Source organism: Pseudoclavibacter sp. CFCC 13611 (assembly GCF_008831225.1).
In the GTDB taxonomy this organism is placed as follows: Bacteria; Actinomycetota; Actinomycetes; order Actinomycetales; family Microbacteriaceae; genus Pseudoclavibacter_A.
This window is the reverse complement of sequence record NZ_WBKE01000001.1, coordinates 356,653-372,721: the sequence shown is the minus strand read 5'-3', so window position 1 is coordinate 372,721 and position 16,069 is coordinate 356,653. Positions and strand designations below refer to the sequence as shown.

Annotated in this window: 26 protein-coding genes; 1 reads left to right on the top strand and 25 read right to left on the bottom strand. The window is 63.3% G+C overall.

Annotated elements, in window-relative coordinates; genetic code table 11:
• Positions 1–103 precede the first annotated feature (103 nt).
• The 25 genes from map to F8O08_RS01520 all read right to left on the bottom strand — a co-directional run bounded on the left by map (position 104) and on the right by F8O08_RS01520 (position 14,781).
• On the bottom strand, positions 104–937 hold the full coding sequence (map, locus tag F8O08_RS01640) for a type I methionyl aminopeptidase (RefSeq protein ID WP_158038440.1): 834 nt from the start codon (positions 935–937) through the stop codon (positions 104–106).
• Positions 937–1,509, bottom strand: a complete 573-nt coding sequence (locus F8O08_RS01635) for an adenylate kinase (protein WP_158038441.1) — start codon at positions 1,507–1,509, stop codon at positions 937–939. The genes map and F8O08_RS01635 overlap by 1 nt, the downstream gene beginning before the upstream one ends.
• Positions 1,506–2,822: a preprotein translocase subunit SecY gene (gene secY, locus F8O08_RS01630; RefSeq protein WP_158038442.1), complete on the bottom strand. Its 1,317-nt coding sequence runs from the start codon at positions 2,820–2,822 to the stop codon at positions 1,506–1,508. Before secY ends, F8O08_RS01635 begins: the two co-directional genes overlap by 4 nt.
• 75 nt (positions 2,823–2,897) lie before the next feature.
• Entirely contained in the window at positions 2,898–3,371 is a 474-nt protein-coding gene (gene rplO, locus F8O08_RS01625) for a 50S ribosomal protein L15 (protein ID WP_158038443.1), read from the bottom strand.
• A gap of 2 nt (positions 3,372–3,373) precedes the next feature.
• A complete protein-coding gene (gene rpmD, locus F8O08_RS01620; protein ID WP_158030756.1) occupies positions 3,374–3,556 on the bottom strand; it encodes a 50S ribosomal protein L30 in 183 nt (60 codons plus the stop codon).
• Positions 3,556–4,203, bottom strand: a complete 648-nt coding sequence (gene rpsE, locus F8O08_RS01615; RefSeq protein ID WP_158038444.1) for a 30S ribosomal protein S5 — start codon at positions 4,201–4,203, stop codon at positions 3,556–3,558. Before rpsE ends, rpmD begins: the two co-directional genes overlap by 1 nt.
• A gap of 38 nt (positions 4,204–4,241) precedes the next feature.
• Complete coding sequence (rplR, locus tag F8O08_RS01610; protein ID WP_158030754.1) at positions 4,242–4,607, bottom strand: 50S ribosomal protein L18; 366 nt, start codon at positions 4,605–4,607, stop codon at positions 4,242–4,244.
• Positions 4,608–4,609: 2 nt separating this feature from the next.
• Entirely contained in the window at positions 4,610–5,146 is a 537-nt protein-coding gene (gene rplF, locus F8O08_RS01605; RefSeq protein ID WP_158030753.1) for a 50S ribosomal protein L6, read from the bottom strand.
• A 6-nt stretch (positions 5,147–5,152) separates the two neighbouring features.
• Positions 5,153–5,551, bottom strand: coding sequence for a 30S ribosomal protein S8 (rpsH, locus tag F8O08_RS01600; RefSeq protein ID WP_158038445.1), 399 nt, complete (start codon positions 5,549–5,551; stop codon positions 5,153–5,155).
• Positions 5,552–5,621: 70 nt separating this feature from the next.
• Positions 5,622–6,212 carry a 50S ribosomal protein L5 gene (rplE, locus tag F8O08_RS01595; RefSeq protein ID WP_158030751.1) on the bottom strand — a complete coding sequence of 197 codons (591 nt, stop codon included), beginning with the start codon at positions 6,210–6,212 and terminating at the stop codon, positions 5,622–5,624.
• Positions 6,212–6,562: a 50S ribosomal protein L24 gene (gene rplX / locus F8O08_RS01590; protein ID WP_158030750.1), complete on the bottom strand. Its 351-nt coding sequence runs from the start codon at positions 6,560–6,562 to the stop codon at positions 6,212–6,214. Before rplX ends, rplE begins: the two co-directional genes overlap by 1 nt.
• A gap of 1 nt (position 6,563) precedes the next feature.
• The gene (rplN, locus tag F8O08_RS01585) at positions 6,564–6,932 is read right to left on the bottom strand and encodes a 50S ribosomal protein L14 (RefSeq protein ID WP_158030749.1); all 369 of its coding nucleotides are present in this window, start codon (positions 6,930–6,932) and stop codon (positions 6,564–6,566) included.
• A 27-nt stretch (positions 6,933–6,959) separates the two neighbouring features.
• A complete protein-coding gene (gene rpsQ, locus F8O08_RS01580; RefSeq protein ID WP_158030748.1) occupies positions 6,960–7,247 on the bottom strand; it encodes a 30S ribosomal protein S17 in 288 nt (95 codons plus the stop codon).
• Positions 7,244–7,555 (bottom strand): 50S ribosomal protein L29, encoded by a 312-nt coding sequence (rpmC, locus tag F8O08_RS01575; protein ID WP_158030747.1) that lies wholly within the window; start codon positions 7,553–7,555, stop codon positions 7,244–7,246. Before rpmC ends, rpsQ begins: the two co-directional genes overlap by 4 nt.
• The gene (rplP, locus tag F8O08_RS01570) at positions 7,555–7,974 is read right to left on the bottom strand and encodes a 50S ribosomal protein L16 (RefSeq protein WP_158030746.1); all 420 of its coding nucleotides are present in this window, start codon (positions 7,972–7,974) and stop codon (positions 7,555–7,557) included. Before rplP ends, rpmC begins: the two co-directional genes overlap by 1 nt.
• Positions 7,975–7,977: 3 nt before the next feature.
• Entirely contained in the window at positions 7,978–8,736 is a 759-nt protein-coding gene (gene rpsC / locus F8O08_RS01565; protein ID WP_158030745.1) for a 30S ribosomal protein S3, read from the bottom strand.
• Positions 8,736–9,134, bottom strand: a complete 399-nt coding sequence (gene rplV / locus F8O08_RS01560; protein ID WP_158031768.1) for a 50S ribosomal protein L22 — start codon at positions 9,132–9,134, stop codon at positions 8,736–8,738. Before rplV ends, rpsC begins: the two co-directional genes overlap by 1 nt.
• Before the next feature lie 31 nt (positions 9,135–9,165).
• Positions 9,166–9,447: a 30S ribosomal protein S19 gene (rpsS, locus tag F8O08_RS01555; protein WP_158030744.1), complete on the bottom strand. Its 282-nt coding sequence runs from the start codon at positions 9,445–9,447 to the stop codon at positions 9,166–9,168.
• Between the two features lie 13 nt (positions 9,448–9,460).
• Entirely contained in the window at positions 9,461–10,300 is an 840-nt protein-coding gene (rplB, locus tag F8O08_RS01550; protein WP_158030743.1) for a 50S ribosomal protein L2, read from the bottom strand.
• Between the two features lie 21 nt (positions 10,301–10,321).
• Positions 10,322–10,621: a 50S ribosomal protein L23 gene (rplW, locus tag F8O08_RS01545; RefSeq protein WP_158030742.1), complete on the bottom strand. Its 300-nt coding sequence runs from the start codon at positions 10,619–10,621 to the stop codon at positions 10,322–10,324.
• Complete coding sequence (rplD, locus tag F8O08_RS01540; RefSeq protein WP_158042367.1) at positions 10,618–11,268, bottom strand: 50S ribosomal protein L4; 651 nt, start codon at positions 11,266–11,268, stop codon at positions 10,618–10,620. The genes rplW and rplD overlap by 4 nt, the downstream gene beginning before the upstream one ends.
• 2 nt (positions 11,269–11,270) lie before the next feature.
• The gene (gene rplC / locus F8O08_RS01535; RefSeq protein WP_158030740.1) at positions 11,271–11,924 is read right to left on the bottom strand and encodes a 50S ribosomal protein L3; all 654 of its coding nucleotides are present in this window, start codon (positions 11,922–11,924) and stop codon (positions 11,271–11,273) included.
• A gap of 13 nt (positions 11,925–11,937) precedes the next feature.
• Complete coding sequence (gene rpsJ / locus F8O08_RS01530; RefSeq protein WP_028245927.1) at positions 11,938–12,246, bottom strand: 30S ribosomal protein S10; 309 nt, start codon at positions 12,244–12,246, stop codon at positions 11,938–11,940.
• A gap of 544 nt (positions 12,247–12,790) precedes the next feature.
• Positions 12,791–13,573: a hydrogen peroxide-dependent heme synthase gene (hemQ, locus tag F8O08_RS01525; RefSeq protein ID WP_158030739.1), complete on the bottom strand. Its 783-nt coding sequence runs from the start codon at positions 13,571–13,573 to the stop codon at positions 12,791–12,793.
• A gap of 65 nt (positions 13,574–13,638) precedes the next feature.
• Complete coding sequence (locus F8O08_RS01520) at positions 13,639–14,781, bottom strand: ferrochelatase (RefSeq protein WP_225733528.1); 1,143 nt, start codon at positions 14,779–14,781, stop codon at positions 13,639–13,641.
• Between the two features lie 136 nt (positions 14,782–14,917).
• Between F8O08_RS01520 and adhP the strand changes: the two genes are divergently transcribed.
• Positions 14,918–15,964: an alcohol dehydrogenase AdhP gene (adhP, locus tag F8O08_RS01515; protein ID WP_192496617.1), complete on the top strand. Its 1,047-nt coding sequence runs from the start codon at positions 14,918–14,920 to the stop codon at positions 15,962–15,964.
• Positions 15,965–16,069 lie beyond the last annotated feature (105 nt).

The following is a 16,069-nucleotide window of genomic DNA, read 5'->3' as shown; positions in this document are numbered from 1 at the left end:
GCCTTGATCTCTAGAGTGGATACACCGATGCCAAAAGACACCAGTTAAACATCTTATGGCTTTTTTTGATGGTTGTACAGACCGGGCGTGTCGCGAATGCGACCTAGGCTGTCAGCGGAGTCGGCACGACGCCGAACGGCGCCAGCCCTGCCGCACCGCCATCTGCGTAGCTCAGCGCCCAGATGCCGCGATCGGTCACGGCAACCTGCACCTCCCAGTGTGCGCCGTCAGACCCGTCGGCAGACGAGATCGCCCATCCGTCGGGAGCGATGACGGTTTCTTCGGTGCCGGCGGTCAGCATCGGCTCGATGCAGATGACCAGCCCGGGCTGCACCTTCGCACCGCGGCCCGAGATGTGGTAGTTGAACACCGGCGGATCTTCGTGCATCTCGCGACCGATGCCGTGCCCGATGTACTCGCGCAGGATGCCATAGTCGCCCTGACCGAGGATGTAGTCCTCGATCGCCGTGCCGACCTGGTTCACATGCTTCGCCGAAGCCAGAGCTGCGGCCCCTGCCCACATCGACTGCTCAGTGACGCGGCTGAGCTCAGCCCGACGTGCACTGACTTCGGGGTCTCCCCCGGGAACGAGCACGGTGACGGCCGAATCGCCGTTCCATCCGTTCAGCAGTGCTCCGGCATCCACTGAGACCAGGTCGCCGGGCTCGATGACACGGTCGCCGGGGATGCCGTGGACGATCTGTTCGTTGATCGAGACGCAGATCGCGTCGACGTAGTCGTCTTCGAGAGCGAAGTTGGCAGTGGCGCCGTCGGATGCGAGCGTGCGCAGTGCGACGTCGTCCAGATGTCGCGTGGTCGCTCCCGGCTGAATCGCCTTCGTGACCTCGTCGAGCACATGACGAGTGGCCATCGCCGCATCACGCAGCTGCAGAATCTGCTGCGGAGTCTTGTAGTCGAAAGTGGGTCGACGAAACATCACTTCGCGCCGAGACCGGCGAGGATGCGATCGGTGACCTCGTCGACCGCGCCGAGACCGTCGACCGTCACGAGCAGGCCGCGTTCGCGGTAGGTGTCGATCAGCGGAGCCGTCTGCTCTGCGTAGACCTCAAGACGGTGACGAATGACGTCTTCGGTGTCATCCGAACGACCCTGCTCGACGGCGCGCTTGTGCAGCCGCTCGACGAGCTCGTTCTGATCGGCTTCGATGAGCACGACCGAGTCGAGCGCCTTTCCGGCGTCACCGAGGATGTCATCGAGCTCTTTGACCTGCTCGGCCGTGCGCGGGTAGCCGTCGAGCAGAAACCCTTCGGCTGCGTCTGCCTCGTTGAGGCGTGAGCGCACGAGCGCATTCGTCAGAGAGTCGGGAACATACTCGCCGGCGTCCATGTAGCGCTTCGCCTCTTTGCCCAGCTCAGTCTGGTTCTTGACGTTCTCGCGGAAGATGTCTCCGGTCGAGATCGCCGGAACACCGAGACTCTTCGTCAGACGTGCGGCCTGCGTACCCTTGCCGGCTCCTGGCGGACCGATGAGAAGCAGTCGTTTGCTCATTTGAGTAGCCCTTCGTAGTGACGTTGTTGCAGTTGCGAGTTTATCTGCTTGACCGTCTCAAGGCCGACGCCGACGATGATCAGAATCGACGTACCGCCGAAGGCGAAGTTCTGGCCGACGCCGAGGCCGCCCAGAACGATCAGCGGCAGCAGCGCAACGATGCCAAGGTAGATCGAGCCGGGGAACGTGATGCGGCTGAGCACGTAGTTGAGGAAGTCAGCGGTCGGGCGTCCGGCGCGGATGCCCGGAATGAAGCCGCCGTACTTCTTCAGGTTCTCGGCCTGCTCCTCGGGGTTGAACGTGATGGCGACGTAGAAGTATGTGAAGCCGACGATCAGCAGGAAGTACAGCGCCATGTAGAGGGGGTGGTCGCCACGAGTGAGGTAGTTCGAGATGAACTGCACCCAGGCTGGTGGCTCCTGTGACCCGTCGCCCTGGTTGAACTGTGCGATCAGTGCGGGCAGGTAGAGCAGCGACGAGGCGAAGATGACGGGCACGACACCGGCCATGTTCACCTTGATCGGAATGTACGTGGTGTTGCCGCCGTAGGTGCGGCGCCCCACGACCCGTTTGGCGTACTGAACGGGAACGCGACGCTGGGACTGCTCGACGAAGACCACGGCCACAACGAGCACCAATGCGAGGATCAGTACAAAGAAGAAGTTACGAGGCCCGCCGTTGCCGTTCCAGATGGCACCCATCTGGCTGGGGAACTGCGCGGCGATCGAAGTGAAGATCAGCAGTGACATGCCGTTGCCGATGCCACGCTCGGTGATGAGCTCGCCGAACCACATGATCAGGCCAGTGCCGGCGGTCATGGTCAGCACCATGAGCACGATCGTGTACCACTGGTCGTTGACGATGAGCGACTCGCTGCAGGCTGTGCCGTACAGTGCGCCGGTTCGTGCGACGGTGACGAGTGTGGTGGCCTGGAGCAGACCGAGGCCAAGTGCGAGGTAACGGGTGTACTGCGTCATCTTGGCGCGACCCGACTCGCCCTCTTTGTGCAGCTCTTCAAAACGCGGGATGACCACACGCAGCAGCTGGACGATGATCGAGGCCGTGATGTAGGGCATGATGCCCATTGCGAACACCGAGAGCTGCAGCAGCGCACCGCCGCTGAACAGATTCACGAGCTCGTACAGACCCGAGGTCTGCGATGTCTGATTGATGCACTGTTTGACAGCGCTGTAATCGACGTAGGGGGTGGGAACGAAGGAGCCCAAGCGGAACAGCAGAACGATGAATAACGTGAAACCAATCTTCTTTCGAAGATCAGGCGTCTTCAAGATACGGACGACGGCGTTCGACAAACCTCAGGCTCCTGTCAAGTTGAGACGTCTCTCGACCGTGACGTACGCCACGGTCGAGAGACGACACATTCTTTACTACTCTACCGAACCACCGGCAGCAAGAATCTTCTCGCTTGCCGAGGCCGAGATCTTGTCAACGCGAACATCGAGTTTGACGGTGATCTCACCGGTTCCCAGCACCTTGACAGGCTCGCCGGCGCGCACGGCGCCCTTTGCGACGAGATCGTCAACGGTGACCTGGCCACCCTGGGGGTAGAGTGCCGCGAGGCGAACCAGGTTCACGACCTGGTACTCGACGCGAGCCGGGTTCTTGAAGCCACGCAGCTTCGGGGTGCGCATATGCAGCGGCATCTGCCCGCCTTCGAAGCCGGGACGCACCTGGTAACGAGCCTTGGTGCCCTTGGTGCCGCGACCTGCGGTCTTGCCCTTCGACGCCTCACCGCGACCCACGCGGGTGCGATCCTTCTTGGCACCAGGAGCGGGGCGAAGGTGATGAACCTTGAGCAGGCTCACTTTCGCCTCTTCCTGTGGCGCTTTCTTGTCAGCCATGCTCAAATCTCCTCAACCTTGATCAGGTGACGAACCGCGTTGACATACCCGCGGTTCACCTGGTTGTCATCCTTGATGACTGTCTGACCGATGCGGCGCAGGCCGAGTGAGCGAAGCGTGTCTCGCTGCTCGGGCCGTGCCCCGTACTTGCTCTTGACCTGGGTGACCTTCAGCTGGCTGGCCATCACTCACTCACCTTCTCGTCAGCCTTGAGCAGCGCCGCGGGTGCGACCTCGTCGAGAGGCAGACCACGACGTGCTGCCACGGCCTGCGGCTCCTCGAGCTGCTTGAGTGCGGCAACGGTGGCACGCACGATGTTGATCGTATTCGACGACCCCAGCGACTTGCTGAGCACGTCGTGCACGCCGGCGCACTCGAGCACGGCGCGCACCGGGCCACCGGCGATAACACCGGTACCGGCTGACGCCGGACGCAGCAGGACGACGCCGGCTGAGTCCTCGCCCTGCACAGGGTGCGGAATCGACTTGAGGATGCGCGGCACGCGGAAGAAGTTGCGCTTGGCCTCTTCAACACCCTTGGCAATCGCGGCCGGAACCTCTTTGGCCTTGCCATAGCCGACTCCGACGAGTCCGTCGCCGTCGCCCACGACGACCAGCGCCGTGAAGCTGAAGCGACGACCGCCCTTGACGACCTTCGACACACGGTTGATGGTCACGACGCGTTCGAGGAACGGGCTCTCTTTGTCACGGCCGCCGCGATCGCCGCGATCGCGACCGGGCTGGCGCTCGCGCGACCCGTGACGACGCTCGCGCTCGTTGGGGTCGGTGGCCTGCTGGCTCTTGCCCTGGCCTTCAGCTGAGGTTGCGCTCACCTGCTGCTCCTTTGATGCTTCGGTCTTCGTCTGTTCGCTCACAGTGTCAGCCCACCTTCGCGTGCGCCGTCAGCGACTGCTGCGACTCGACCGGCGTACTGATTGCCGCCGCGGTCGAAGACGACTGCCTCGACACCGGCCGCCTTGGCGCGGTCGGCAACGAGCTGGCCCACCTTCTTGGCCTTCGCCGTCTTATCACCGTCGAAGACACGCAGGTCTGCTTCGAGAGTCGACGCGCTTGCGACGGTCACGCCGCGGGTGTCGTCGACGACCTGCACGAAGACGTGGCGAGCCGAGCGGTTCACCACGAGACGGGGCCGCTGAGCGGTGCCGCTGAGGTGCTTGCGCACACGGACATGACGACGCTGACGCGCTGCCTGCCTGCTCTTGTTGCGTGAAGCCATGATTACTTACCAGCCTTTCCAGCCTTGCGCCGCACGTGCTCGCCTTCGTACCGCACGCCTTTGCCCTTGTACGGCTCGGGAAGGCGCAGCTTGCGCAGCTTCGCGGCGGTCTCGCCGACAGACTGCTTGTCAATGCCCTTGACGATGACCTTGTTCTGGCCTTCGACCTCGAACGAGATGCCCTCGGGCGGGTCGACCACGATGGTGTGCGAGTAACCGAGCGAGAACTCCACCGAGCTGCCCTTGGCGACGGCGCGATAGCCGGTGCCGACGATCTCGAGGCGCTTCGAATAGCCCTCGGTGACGCCGATGATGTTGTTGTGGATCAGCGTGCGGCTGAGCCCGTGAAGCGAACGCGACTCGCGCTCTTCGTCCGGACGCGCGACGATGACCTGGCTGCCGTCGACCGAAGCCGTGATCGGCTTCGGCAGTGACAGTTCGAGCTGACCCTTCGGGCCCTTCACTGCGACGTGCTGACCGTCGATCTTGACGTCGACGCCTGCAGGAATCTCAATGGGAAGCTTACCGATACGTGACATGTTCGATCACCACACGTAGGCGAGGACTTCCCCACCCACGCCCTTCGCCTTGGCCTCACGGTCAGTCAGCAGACCCGAGGAGGTGGACAGAATCGCGATGCCCAGGCCGCCGAGGACCTTGGGCAGCTCGGTCGACTTCGCGTAGACGCGCAGACCGGGCTTGGAGACTCGCTTGATGCCTTCGATCGCACGCTGGCGATCGGAGCCGTACTTCAGATCGATGGTGAGCGTGTTGCCCACGCGAGCGGGCTCCTCGCTGACCTCGCCGACATAGCCCTCACGCTTGAGGATCTCAGCGACGCTGCGCTTCAGCTTGCTGGAAGGCAGCGCGACGCGCTCGATGTGCGCGTTGTTCGCGTTGCGGATCCGCGTCAGCAGGTCGGCAACGGGGTCTGACATTGTCATGTGCAGTGTTTCCTGTTCTCGCCAGGTATCCCCGCCCCGTACACGGAGCGGGGACCTTCGGCAATCGGTGTTACTTGGTGGTCTTGGTCTTGAAGGGGAAGCCCAGGGCACGCAGCAGCGAGCGACCCTGATCATCGTTGTCAGCCGACGTCACGATCGTGATGTCGAAGCCGCGCACGTGATCGGTCTGGTCCTGATCGACTTCGTGGAAGACCGACTGCTCGGTCAGACCGAAGGTGTAGTTGCCGTTGCCGTCGAACTGGCGGTCGCTCAGACCGCGGAAGTCGCGAATACGCGGCAGCGACAGGCTGATCAGACGATCCAGGAACTCCCATGCGCGGTCGCCGCGAAGCGTGACGTGCGCACCGATGGCCTGGCCCTCGCGCAGCTTGAACTGAGCGATCGACTTGCGAGCGTGGTTGACATGGGGCTTCTGACCGGTGATGGCCGCGAGGTCGTGCACAGCACCCTCGATGAGCTTGCCATCGCGGGCAGCCTCACCGACACCGGTGTTCACGACGACCTTGACGATCTTCGGAACCTGATGCAGGTTCGTGAAGCCGAACTCCTTCTCAAGAGCCGGAATGATCTCTTCGCGGTACTTGACCTTGAGGCGAGGGGTCACCTTCTCAACCGTGGTGGTCTCTGCAGTCTCAGTCATCAGATGTCCTTACCCGACTTCTTGGCGTAGCGAACGCGGACGGTGCGCTTCACGCCATTGGTCTCAACTTCTTCGACTCGGAAGCCGACACGGGTCGGCTTCTTGGTCTCGGGATCGACGATCGCGACGTTCGAGACGTGAATCGGAGCCTCGAACTCCTTGATGCCGCCCTGCTCGCCGTTCACACCGGCGCGCACGTGACGCTTCACGATGTTCACGCCTTCGACGACGACGCGGTCAGTCTCGGGAATGACGCGCAGAACAGTTCCCTGCTTGCCTCGGTCACCGCCGCGATCCTGGCTCGCGCCCGAGATCACCTCGACGAGGTCTCCCTTGCGAATCTTCGCCATCTCAAATCACCTCCGGTGCCAGTGAAACGATCTTCATGAACTTCTTGTCGCGCAGCTCACGGCCGACGGGGCCGAAGATACGCGTACCACGAGGCTCGCCGTCGCCCTTGAGGAGCACTGCGGCGTTCTCGTCGAACTTGATGTACGAGCCGTCCGGACGACGCGTCTCTTTGACAGTGCGAACGATGACGGCCTTGACGACCTCACCCTTCTTCACACCGCCACCGGGGATCGCATCCTTGACGGTCGCCACGATGGTGTCGCCGAGACCTGCATACCGACGGTTCGAACCGCCCAGCACACGAATCGTCAGCAACTCCTTGGCGCCGGTGTTATCGGCAACCTTCAGTCGCGATTCGTTCTGAATCATGTGAATTCTCCTTGGGTAGGTTCAGGCCTACTTGGCCTTCTCCAGAATCTCAACCAGGCGCCAGCGCTTGGTGGCGGACAGCGGACGGGTCTCGTCGATGCGAACGAGGTCGCCAACACCAGCGGCGTTCTCTTCGTCGTGCACGCGAACCTTCGACGACTTGCGCATGACCTTGCCGTAGAGGGCGTGCTTGACACGATCCTCGACGACCACGGTGATGGTCTTGTCGCCCTTGTCGCTCACCACGTAGCCGCGACGGCTCTTGCGGTACCCGCGCTCCTCGGCGACAGGCGACTCCTGCTTGTTCTCGCTCATGCCTGAGCCTCCTCGTCAGTCTTGGCGGCCTTCTTCGACGTCTTGGCCTTGGCTTTCGACGCCTTCTCGGCCGGAGCCGGGGCGGGCTGCTGGCGGATGCCGAGCTCGCGCTCACGGATGATGGTGTAGATGCGTGCGATGTCGCGCTTGACGGCGCGAACACGCGATCCCGAAGCGAGCTGACCGGTGGCCGACTGGAAGCGCAGGTTGAACAGCTCTTCTTTGGCCTTCTTCAGCTCGGCTGCCAGGGCAGCCTCTTCGAGCGTCTCGAGCTTGTCGACAGCGAGGTCTTTGGATCCGATCGGCATTATGCGTCACCCTCCTCGCGCTTGATGATGCGCGCCTTGACTGGAAGTTTGTAGATGGCACGAGTGAGCGCTTCGCGAGCGATCTCATCGCTAACACCGCTCAGCTCGAAGAGCACACGCCCGGGCTTGACGTTGGCGACCCAGAACTCGGGCGAGCCCTTACCAGAACCCATTCGGGTTCCGATCGGCTTCTGCGAGAGCGGGCGATCCGGGAAGATGTTGATCCAGACCTTGCCACCACGCTTGATGTAACGCGTCATGGCGATACGAGCGGCCTCGATCTGACGGTTGGTGATGTAGGCGGGGCCGAGAGCCTGAACGCCGTATTCGCCGAATGCCAGTTCGTTGCCACCCTTCGAACGCCCTGAGCGCTTGGGGTGGTGCTGCTTGCGGTACTTGACCTTACGTGGGATGAGCATGTTCTACGCCTCCGCTCCTGCTGCCACCGGAGCATCCTTCTGCTGGCCGTGCTGGCCGCGAGGGGCTCGGCGGGAACGATCACCGCGGCTGGGACGCGAAGCCTCGAGGCTCGCCAGCTCACGATCGGTGATCTCGCCTTTATAAATCCAGACCTTCACGCCGATGCGGCCGAAGGTGGTACGTGCCTCGTAGAAGCCGTAGTCGATGTTCGCACGCAGCGTGTGCAGCGGCACACGACCCTCGCGGTAGAACTCGGAACGGCTCATCTCGGCGCCGCCCAGACGACCGGCCACCTGGATGCGAACACCCTTGGCGCCTGCGCGCATGGCGCCCTGCAGGCCCTTGCGCATGGCACGACGGAACGCGACGCGAGCAGCGAGCTGCTCTGCGACACCCTGAGCGACCAGCTGAGCCGATGCCTCGGGGTTCTTGACCTCGAGAATGTTCAGCTGAATCTGCTTGCCGGTGAGCTTCTCGAGATCGCCGCGGATGCGCTCAGCCTCAGCGCCGCGACGCCCGATGACGATACCAGGGCGCGCGGTGTGGATGTCCACTCGCACGCGATCCTTGGTGCGCTCCAGGTTGATCTTCGCGATGCCGGCGCGGTCAAGGTTCTCTGTCAGGAAGTGACGGATCTTGACGTCCTCGGCGACATAGTCCTTGTAACGCTGACCAGGCTTGTTCGAGTCGGAGAACCACCGTGACACGTGGTCAGTGGTGATGCCCAGACGGAAGCCGTAAGGGTTGACTTTCTGACCCATCAGTTGCTCTCCTTCTTCGCTGATGCCTCGGTTGCCCCAGCTGCCTCTTCAGGCGTGGCGACGACCACAGTGATGTGGCTCGTACGCTTCAGCACCCGATAGGCACGGCCCTGAGCGCGGGGACGGATGCGCTTGAGGGTCGGGCCCTCGTCGACATACGCCTCGGCGATGTAGAGCTCGTCCTCGTCGAGGAAGCTGTTCGAAGCCTCTGCCTTGACTCGCGCATTGGCGACGGCCGATGCGACGAGCTTGTAGACCGGCTCCGAAGCACCCTGCGGGGCGAACTTCAGAATTCCCAGAGCCTCGTTGACCTGCTTGCCGCGAACCAAGTTGACGACGCGACGGGCCTTCTGAGGCGTAACACGGATATGACGCAGACGCGCGGTTGCTTCTACCATCATGACCTCTCTTTCAGGAGCTGCCGACGCCTCAGCGTCGGCGGCCCTTCTTGTCGTCCTTCTCGTGACCGCGGAAGGTGCGCGTCGGCGCGAACTCGCCGAGCTTGTGGCCGACCTGCGCCTCGGTGATGAACACCGGGACGTGCTTGCGACCGTCGTGAACGGCGATCGTGTGGCCGAGGAACGCCGGAATGATCAGCGAACGGCGTGACCAGGTCTTGATCACATTCTTCGTGCCGGCCTCGTTCTGAGCGAGAACTTTGCGAAGCAGGTGCTCGTCAACGAAGGGGCCCTTTTTCAGACTGCGTGGCATTCTTGTCTATCTCCTACTTGCGCTTCTTGCTCGACGGGCGACGACGCACGATGAGCTTGTCGCTGGCTTTGTTCGGCTTGCGGGTACGGCCTTCAGGCTGACCCCACGGGCTGACCGGGTGACGACCACCCGAAGTGCGACCCTCGCCACCACCGTGCGGGTGGTCGACCGGGTTCATCACGACACCACGAACCGTCGGGCGGATGCCCTTCCAGCGGTTACGACCAGCTTTGCCCCAGTTGATGTTCGACTGCTCGGCGTTGCCGACCTCGCCGATCGTGGCACGGCAGCGGGCGTCGACGTTGCGGATCTCACCGCTGGGCAGACGCAGCTGTGCGTAGGCGCCGTCCTTCGCGACCAGACGAACGCTCGAACCGGCCGAACGGGCCAGCTTGGCTCCGCCGCCGGGACGCAGCTCGATGGCGTGCACCACGGTACCGGTCGGGATGTTCTTCAGCGGCAGGTTGTTGCCGGGCTTGATGTCGGCGCTGGCGCCGGACTCAATGACGTCGCCCTGCTTGACCTTGTTCGGAGCCAGGATGTAGCGCTTGGTTCCATCGATGAAGTGCAGCAGCGCGATACGTGCGGTGCGGTTGGGGTCGTACTCGATGTGAGCGACCTTGGCAACGACGCCGTCTTTGTCCGCGCGACGGAAGTCGATCACGCGGTACTGGCGCTTGTGTCCGCCACCGTGATGACGCGTCGTGATGCGACCGGTCGAGTTACGACCGCCGGTCTTCGAGAGCGGCCGCAGCAGCGACTTCTCGGGCGTCGAGCGGGTGATCTCGGCGAAGTCAGCCACCGATGAACCGCGACGACCCGGGGTCGTGGGCTTGTACTTGCGAATAGCCATGATTCTTAGCCTTTCCCCGACCTAGTTCGCTGCCGAGAAGATGTCGATGGAACCCGACTTCAGCGACACGATGGCACGCTTGGTGTCTTTGCGCTTGCCGGTTCCGGTGCGGGTGCGACGGGTCTTGCCCTGACGGTTGAGGGTGCGAACCTGATCGACCTCGACGTTGAAGATGGCCTCGATGGCCTGCTTGATCTCGGTCTTGTTGGCGTCAGGAGCGACCTCGAACGTGTACTTGCCCTGGTCGATGAGGTTGTAGCTCTTCTCAGAGACGATGGGCTTGATCACCACGTCGTGTGTGTGCTTGTTGAGCTCAGTCATGCTGCATCACCTTTCTGCGCGGCGCGGCCGACGAACTGCTCGAAGGCCTGCTTGGTGAAGACGACGTCGTCGGCGACCAGCACGTCATAGGCGTTGAGCTGGCCGGCGTCGAGGCTGTTCACGTTCTGCAGGTTGCGCACGCTTTTGATCGTGAGCTCATCGGTGCGATCGACGACGAGCAGGATGTTTGCGTCGGCGGCGAACTGTGCGAGCACAGCCTTCGCTGCCTTCGTCGACGGTGTCTCGCCTGAGACGACGTCGGTGATCACATGCACGCGGCCGTTGCGAGCACGGTCGCTGAGCGAACCGCGCAGAGCTGCGGCGATCATCTTCTTCGGGGTGCGCTGCGTGTAGTCGCGCGGCACCGGCCCGTGGACGATGCCACCGCCGGTCATGTGCGGAGCACGGATCGAACCCTGTCGGGCGTTACCTGTGCCCTTCTGCTTGAACGGCTTGCGGCCTGCGCCTGAGACCTCGCCACGGTTCTTCACCTTGGCGGTGCCCTGACGGGCGGCGGCCAGCTGTGCGACGACGACCTGGTGGATCAGCGGCACGTTGGGCTGCACGTCGAAGAGATCGGCGGGCAGCTCGACACTGCCGGACTTCTTGCCCTCGGCGGTCAGCACATCGATCTTGGTGGCAGCCATGGTCAGGCCCCCTTCACAGCGTTGCGGACGAACACGACCTGGCCCTTGGGGCCGGGGATTGCGCCCTTGATGAGCAGCAGGTTGTTCTCGGCGTCGATGGCCTGCACCTTGAGGTTCTGAACGCTCACGCGCTCGGCTCCCATGCGGCCAGCCATCTTGAGGCCCTTGTAGACGCGCGACGGCGTCGAGGCCTCACCGATCGAACCCGGCTTGCGGTGGTTGCGGTGCGCACCGTGCGATGCGTTGTCACCACGGAAGTTGTGCAGCTTCATCACACCTGCGAGGCCCTTGCCCTTGCTGGTGCCGACGACGTCGACCTTCTGGCCGGCTTCGAACTGCTCGACGGTGAGCTCCTGACCGATGCTGTACTGATCGGTGTCGTTGGTGCGCACCTCGACGAGGTGGCGACGCGGGGTCACGCCTGCCTTGGCGAAGTGACCGCCAGCAGGCTTGGTGACCTTACGCGGGTCGATCTGCCCGTAGGCGATCTGGACGGCCTGGTAGCCGTCGCGCTCGGCGTCGCGAATCTGGGTCACGACGTTGGTCGTGGCCTCGACGACGGTGACGGGCACGAGGTTGTTCTCCTCGTCCCACACCTGGGTCATGCCGAGCTTGATGCCCAGCAGGCCCTTGCGGGTCTTGGTTTCAGTAGTCATTCTCTCGTGTTCCTCAGAGCTTGATCTCGATGTTCACGTCAGCAGGAAGGTCGAGACGCATCAGCGAGTCGACAGCCTTCGGCGTCGGATCGACGATGTCGATCAGGCGCTTGTGGGTGCGCTTCTCGAAGTGCTCACGGCTGTCCTTGTATTTGTGCGGCGAACGGATCACAGCGATCACGTTCTTCTCAGTGGGGAGCGGCACCGGGCCGACCACTGTCGCACCGGCACGGGTCACCGTGTCGACGATCTTGCGTGCAGAGGAATCGATCACCTCGTGGTCATACGACTTCAGTCGAATGCGGATCTTCTGTCCCGCCATCGCTGACTCCCATCTTCATTCCAAGGCAATACTGCCTTCATCGTTTCGGCAATTGTGCCGACCTTGCTTCCGAGGTCTCGACGTCTCGCCGACACTGTTCTGTGTCTGCCTGACGCCTTGACTCCGTCAGGACGCTTGTGAGCTCTCGCTCATTCACGCACCACTGTTCTTCTGTCAAAGCTGCGTCCACTGCCTGTGTGAACTCCCCCACAACGACCGAGGGGCGGGCACGCAGGCACCCGAACTCTTGTCGTGTTGTGAGGTCTCAACGGCAAAAACCGCATCACTGCCGTTGTTCACGGCTGGACGCACTGTTCTTACCGACGTGTTCTGCTGCAAGCGGCCGAATCTCAGATCCGACACATACTGGCAGTGATCCGCGCGAACGCGGAATTTCTGGAACTGAACAAGTTTGCCACAGAGTTGGACCATTAAGCAACCCGGGCGTGTCGCCCTAGGCGAGTCGCTGCGGGCGCCTTCCCGACGCCCTGGAACCGGCACCCGGGCTTCGCGCCGTCACCCCGCCGGCGGACGCCCTTCACGCTCAGCGACCGGTGGCCACCAGCCCGGCCCACTGTTCGAGCTCGACGCGGGGGCCGGTGAAGAACGGCGTCTCTTCTCGCACATGCAGACGTGCCTTCGTGCCGCGCATATGACGCATCAGATCGACGATGCGGTGCAGCTCGTCGGCCTCGAACGCCAGAATCCACTCGTAGTCACCGAGCCCGAACGACGCGATGGTGTTCGCACGCACGTCGGGGTAGTCGACCGCATACTGCCCGTGCTCGCGCAGAATCGTCGAGCGCTCCTCATCGGGCAGCAGGTACCACTCGTAGGAGCGCACGAACGGGTACACACAGAGGTAGTCGCGGGGCTGCTCCCCTGCCAGGAACGCCGGGATGTGCCGCGGATTGAACTCCGCCTGACGATGCACGGCGACGTTCGACCAGTACGGCGACAGGTGCTGTCCGAGCGGCGTGGTGAGAAAGCGGTGATAGGCGCGCTGCACCGTCTCAGGGCTCTCGGCGTACCACCAGCACATCAGGTCGGCTTCAGCACGGTATCCGGCGACGTCATAGAACCCACGCACAGTGAGGCCCTCGATCTCGTCGAGCGCCTCCAGCGTCTCACGCGCGGCAGCCGCACGCACAGCAGCATCCTCGTCGAACGGCTCATCGACGGTGAACACCGCCCACTGTGTGTAGGTCACAGTCGAGTTGATGCGCTCGGCCTTCTGCGCGAAGCTCTCGGGCTTCGCCACGTTCGGGCGTTCCACCTTGGCGGTGGCGTTGTTCGTCGTGCTCTGGTTCGCATTGTCTGCGGTCATCGTTCTCAGTGCCTCTTCTGCTCTGTGCCTCGTGGATGTCTGTGCTCAGTGTGCGACCGGTCGCGTCAGTCGTCGTCGCCCGCGACGACCGGCAGACCGGTGACCACGCCGGCGCGCTGACGGCAGCTGTTCGGCGGTGCCACATCAGGCGTCATCGGATGCGATCCGATGACCGGACGTCGTGTGCCATGGCCGCGTTCGACCGCTGCGCGCTCGATCATCAGCTCGGCGAGGCCCTCGACGAACTCGGGGCGATGTCCTGCCGTGGTCGCACGACGCATCTCGAGGCCGATCTCGTCGGCGTGCGCTGCGGCCTCGGTGTCGAGGTCGAAGACGACCTCCATGTGGTCTGCGATGAAGCCGATGGGTGCGATCACGACGTTCTGCACGCCTTGCGCTTTGAGCTCGTCGAGCCGATCGCTGATGTCGGGAGCGAGCCACGGCTGGTGCGGACTGCCCGACCGCGAGCAGAACGACAGCGAGGTGCCGAGCAGACGGTCGCCCAACTCGCCTTCGACCGCCCGAGTGACTTCGGCGGCGACCAGCTGGTGCTGCTCAAGGTAGGTCGGTCCTGTGGCGCCGCTGGCCTCGTTCATCGTCTCAGGGATGCTGTGGGTCACATAGGCGATGTGCAGCGGCTGGCCGACGGGCAGTTCGCTGGCTGCCTCGCGCACTGCGTTGACGTTGGCGTCGACGAAGGCCTGATCGTTGTAGAACGCACGCAGGATGTCGACGTCGAGTCGCACACCCGTCTCGGCTTCGAGCGCGGCGATCGTCTCAGCCAGGTGCTCACGGTACTGTCGCGAACCCGAGTACGAGATGTACGCGGCGGTGATGACCACCAGGATGCGACGGGCACCGTAGGCGATTGCGGTGCGCAGCGTGTCGACCGTGTAGGGATTCCAGTGGCGGTTGCCGAAGAGAATCGGGGTGTCGATGTCTCGGCGGTCGAGGGCGGCGCGCAGATCGGCGATGAGTCTGAGGTTCTCGCCGTTGATCGGGCTGCGGCCGCCGAAGAGACGATAGTGCTCGCCGACCACTTCGAGCCGCGAGTCCGGGATGTTCTTTCCAGAGACCACGTCGCGCAGAAACGGGAGGACGTCCTCCTGTTTGTTCGGGCCGCCGTACGAGAGCAGCAGGATGGCGTCGTACGGGCTGAGTGCGCTGTCTGCGAGGGTATCTGAACTTGAGGAATTCTGGGCGGTCACAAGCCAAAGAATATCATCAGACGTTTCACTTGCCACATTGAGGAGACCATTCATAGGCTGGCCGAATCTTGTGGTTCGCCACGAGAATGCGGCGCCTCCAGCGGGGCGACGACAACCACACAAGAAGGAGCCACACATGTCTGACACCATGCTCGCTGCCGTCCAACACAACTTCGGAGACCGTCTCAGCATCGAAGAGGTGCCGATTCCGGAACCCGGTCAGTATCAGGCCCTGGTCAAAGTCGACTACACGGGCGTCTGCCACACCGATCTGCACGCGGTCGAGGGTGACTGGCCGGTCAAGCCCAATCTCCCGCTCATCCCCGGTCATGAAGGCCACGGCACGGTCGTGTCGGTCGGGCCCGACGTCACGAACGTGAAGGTCGGCGATCGCGTCGGCAACGCATGGCTGTGGAGCGCCTGCGGCGAGTGCAAGTACTGCCTCGCGGGCGACGAGAACCTGTGCCCCGACGTCGTCAACGGCGGCTACGCGGTGGCCGGCAGCTTCGCCGAGTACATGATCGTCGACTCACGCTACGTCGGCAAGATCCCAGATGGGGTCGATCCGATCGAGATCGCCCCGATTCTCTGCGCCGGCGTGACCGTCTACCGCGGCCTGAAGTCGACGGATGCGAAGGCCGGCGACTGGGTGACCATCAGCGGCATCGGCGGCCTGGGTCACCTCGCCGTACAGTACGCGGTCGCCATGGGCTTCAACGTGGCTGCGGTCGACGTCGGCGACGACAAGCTCAAGCTGGCGAAGGAGCTCGGCGCCTCGATCACGGTCAATGCCCGCGAGCAGAATCCGGTCGAGGTGCTGCAGAACGAGCTGGGCGGCACCCAGGGCGTGCTCGTCACCGCACCGAGCAACATCGCGTTCGAGCAGGCCATGCACATCGTGGGTCGAGGAGGCACCGTCGCGATCAACGGTCTGCCCGTCGGCGACTTCCCGGTGAACATCTTCGACACCGTGCTGCGCGGCATCACTCTGCGTGGCTCGATCGTCGGCACGCGCCTCGATCTCGCCAACGCGCTGGACTTCGCCGCGCGCGACAAGGTGCACACGATCGCGACCGAGCGACCGCTCAGCGAGATCAACGAGGTGTTCGACGAGATGCGCGCAGGCAAGATCACCGGCCGCGTCGTGCTCAACGTCAAGGACGCTCGAGCGCAGCTCAAGTAGTCTCCACGCAGTCCGCGTCCGACACACTGTGTCTGTGGCAGGACGCATGAAGGCGGGAACCCATGAGTGGGTTCCCGCCTTCATGCTCGCGCCCTGCTGCCGACG

Excerpts from the sequence above, each read along its gene's own strand:
- map (WP_158038440.1), bottom strand. The coding sequence starts at position 937 with ATGTTTCGTCGACCCACTTTCGACTACAAGACTCCGCAGCAGATTCTG.
- F8O08_RS01635 (WP_158038441.1), bottom strand. The coding sequence starts at position 1,509 with ATGAGCAAACGACTGCTTCTCATCGGTCCGCCAGGAGCCGGCAAGGGT.
- rplO (WP_158038443.1), bottom strand. The coding sequence starts at position 3,371 with ATGGCTGACAAGAAAGCGCCACAGGAAGAGGCGAAAGTGAGCCTGCTC.
- rpmD (WP_158030756.1), bottom strand. The coding sequence starts at position 3,556 with ATGGCCAGCCAGCTGAAGGTCACCCAGGTCAAGAGCAAGTACGGGGCA.
- rplR (WP_158030754.1), bottom strand. The coding sequence starts at position 4,607 with ATGGCTTCACGCAACAAGAGCAGGCAGGCAGCGCGTCAGCGTCGTCAT.
- rplF (WP_158030753.1), bottom strand. The coding sequence starts at position 5,146 with ATGTCACGTATCGGTAAGCTTCCCATTGAGATTCCTGCAGGCGTCGAC.
- rpsH (WP_158038445.1), bottom strand. The coding sequence starts at position 5,551 with ATGACAATGTCAGACCCCGTTGCCGACCTGCTGACGCGGATCCGCAAC.
- rplE (WP_158030751.1), bottom strand. The coding sequence starts at position 6,212 with ATGACTGAGACTGCAGAGACCACCACGGTTGAGAAGGTGACCCCTCGC.
- rplX (WP_158030750.1), bottom strand. The coding sequence starts at position 6,562 with ATGGCGAAGATTCGCAAGGGAGACCTCGTCGAGGTGATCTCGGGCGCG.
- rplN (WP_158030749.1), bottom strand. The coding sequence starts at position 6,932 with ATGATTCAGAACGAATCGCGACTGAAGGTTGCCGATAACACCGGCGCC.
- rpsQ (WP_158030748.1), bottom strand. The coding sequence starts at position 7,247 with ATGAGCGAGAACAAGCAGGAGTCGCCTGTCGCCGAGGAGCGCGGGTAC.
- rpmC (WP_158030747.1), bottom strand. The coding sequence starts at position 7,555 with ATGCCGATCGGATCCAAAGACCTCGCTGTCGACAAGCTCGAGACGCTC.
- rplP (WP_158030746.1), bottom strand. The coding sequence starts at position 7,974 with ATGCTCATCCCACGTAAGGTCAAGTACCGCAAGCAGCACCACCCCAAG.
- rpsC (WP_158030745.1), bottom strand. The coding sequence starts at position 8,736 with ATGGGTCAGAAAGTCAACCCTTACGGCTTCCGTCTGGGCATCACCACT.
- rplV (WP_158031768.1), bottom strand. The coding sequence starts at position 9,134 with ATGGTAGAAGCAACCGCGCGTCTGCGTCATATCCGTGTTACGCCTCAG.
- rpsS (WP_158030744.1), bottom strand. The coding sequence starts at position 9,447 with ATGCCACGCAGTCTGAAAAAGGGCCCCTTCGTTGACGAGCACCTGCTT.
- rplB (WP_158030743.1), bottom strand. The coding sequence starts at position 10,300 with ATGGCTATTCGCAAGTACAAGCCCACGACCCCGGGTCGTCGCGGTTCA.
- rplW (WP_158030742.1), bottom strand. The coding sequence starts at position 10,621 with ATGACTGAGCTCAACAAGCACACACACGACGTGGTGATCAAGCCCATC.
- rplD (WP_158042367.1), bottom strand. The coding sequence starts at position 11,268 with ATGGCTGCCACCAAGATCGATGTGCTGACCGCCGAGGGCAAGAAGTCC.
- rplC (WP_158030740.1), bottom strand. The coding sequence starts at position 11,924 with ATGACTACTGAAACCAAGACCCGCAAGGGCCTGCTGGGCATCAAGCTC.
- rpsJ (WP_028245927.1), bottom strand. The coding sequence starts at position 12,246 with ATGGCGGGACAGAAGATCCGCATTCGACTGAAGTCGTATGACCACGAG.
- hemQ (WP_158030739.1), bottom strand. The coding sequence starts at position 13,573 with ATGACCGCAGACAATGCGAACCAGAGCACGACGAACAACGCCACCGCC.
- adhP (WP_192496617.1), top strand. The coding sequence starts at position 14,918 with ATGTCTGACACCATGCTCGCTGCCGTCCAACACAACTTCGGAGACCGT.